Source organism: Candidatus Magnetaquicoccus inordinatus (assembly GCF_004217665.1).
GTDB classification, from domain to species: domain Bacteria; phylum Pseudomonadota; class Magnetococcia; order Magnetococcales; family Magnetaquicoccaceae; genus Magnetaquicoccus; species Magnetaquicoccus inordinatus.
Genome location: NZ_RXIU01000392.1, coordinates 1 through 1701, shown reverse-complemented (window position 1 = coordinate 1701; position 1701 = coordinate 1). Strand labels below are relative to the sequence as shown.

The 1701-nt window shown below is 53.3% G+C and carries 1 protein-coding gene; it reads right to left on the bottom strand.

Annotated elements, in window-relative coordinates; all coding sequences use genetic code 11:
- Positions 1–1417: glucose-6-phosphate isomerase (gene pgi, locus EJP87_RS15940; RefSeq protein WP_130472838.1), on the bottom strand; the 1417-nt coding region annotated here is incomplete at its 3' end.
- Between the last annotated feature and the right edge of the window lie 284 nt (positions 1418–1701).

Below are 1701 nucleotides of genomic sequence, written 5' to 3'. Positions count from 1 at the left end.
TCAACAACGGCAGCAGCAGGGTATTGCTGCAACGATTGCCTGGAAAAACCCGATGCGGCAACAGACGTGAGATCTCTTCGGCAGAGAGAGCATCGGCTCGCAGATCCGCTGCAACCTCAGCAGGAGTACGCCCACGCATCAACACCTCACTTTGCGCCAAAAAATTGGCCATCAACTCCTGATGATGCTCCTTGAGAGTATGGTGACTGTTGGCACAACCAATAAAATCGATGGCTACCGCATGGGTGCCCTGGTGCAGCAGTTGAAAAAAGGAGTGTTGGGCATTGCTGCACACCTCTCCCCACAATATGGGACCAGTCGGATAGTTGACCACCTCGCCTGCGCGATTGATCCGCTTGCCGTTACTCTCCATATCACATTGCTGTAAATAGGCGGGAAAACGACGCAGAGAGTGATCATAGGGCAGAATAGCCTGAGTGGCCGCTCCCTCCAGCAAACGGTTCCAAATACCAATCAATCCCATCACCACCGGCATATTGCTCGACAACGGTGCCGTGCGAAAATGGTGATCCAAGGCATGCGCTCCGGCCAGCATTTGCGCAAACTGTGTAAAACCAATACGCACTGCCACACTGAGGCTAATGGCAGAACACCAGGAATAACGCCCACCTACCCAATCCCATATGGCAAAAATGTGCTCTGGAGCAATGCCAAAGGCTTGTGCCCGCTGCGGAACTGCCGTGACAGCAACCAGATGCTGGCTCTGCGCTCTTCCCACTATTCCCCCCTCCTGCAGCCAACGCAGAGCGGCATCGGTATTGAGCAGGGTCTCGCGCGTGGAAAAGGTTTTTGACGCCAGCACAAAAAGGGTCTCTGCCGGATGCAATCCCCGTACAGCTTCCAGAAAATCAGCACCATCCATATTGCTGACAAAACGCACCTCAGGACCACTCTGTCCATAGGGTGCCAAAGCCTGACTGATCATCTCTGGTCCCAGATGGGAACCACCAATACCGATATTAATCAGGTTACGCAGAGGGCGCCCCTCTGCACCACACAGCTCTCCGGCCCTGAACCGATTGGAAAACTCTTTGACACGGTGCAATTGCTTACGAATCTCCGGCATGACATCCTGACCGTCCAGAAGATAAACAGCATCCTCGCGCACATCACGCAATGCCGGATGCAGTGCAGCCCTCTGTTCGGTCCAGTTGCAGCGTACACCATTAAAAAGATCATCACGTGCCTGTTCTACACCACTCTCTTGCGCCCAGGCACAAAGCAAAGACAGGGTTTCTGCAGTCAAGCGATTTTTGGAATAGTCCAGCAACAGATCGTGGCAGCGCAAAGAAAAACGGGCAAAGCGCTCTGGATCCTGGGCAAACAGGGTGGACAAAGAGAGTGAGGATACCTGCCGGGCATGTTCCTGCAGGAGGTGGGGAAAAAAGGGATCCATGTTAACTCGAAGGTGACCAAAATAACTAGTAACTATTCAGGTTCGTGCTGGTTCGCCAGCTCTACCCCCATGGGGATGCTGTGCAAATTGGCGCAAAAAAACGCGCCAATCCGCACAGCTTGCTTCCATTAGGCGCGTCGGCTTGTCGTAAAAGGCGCGCCAAAGGCAAAAGATTAAAAGATTGTAACTATTCAGGCTCGTGCCAGCTCGCCAGCTCTACCCCCATGGGGATGCTGTGCAAATTGGCGCAAAAAAACGCGCCAATCCGCACAGCTTGCTTCCAT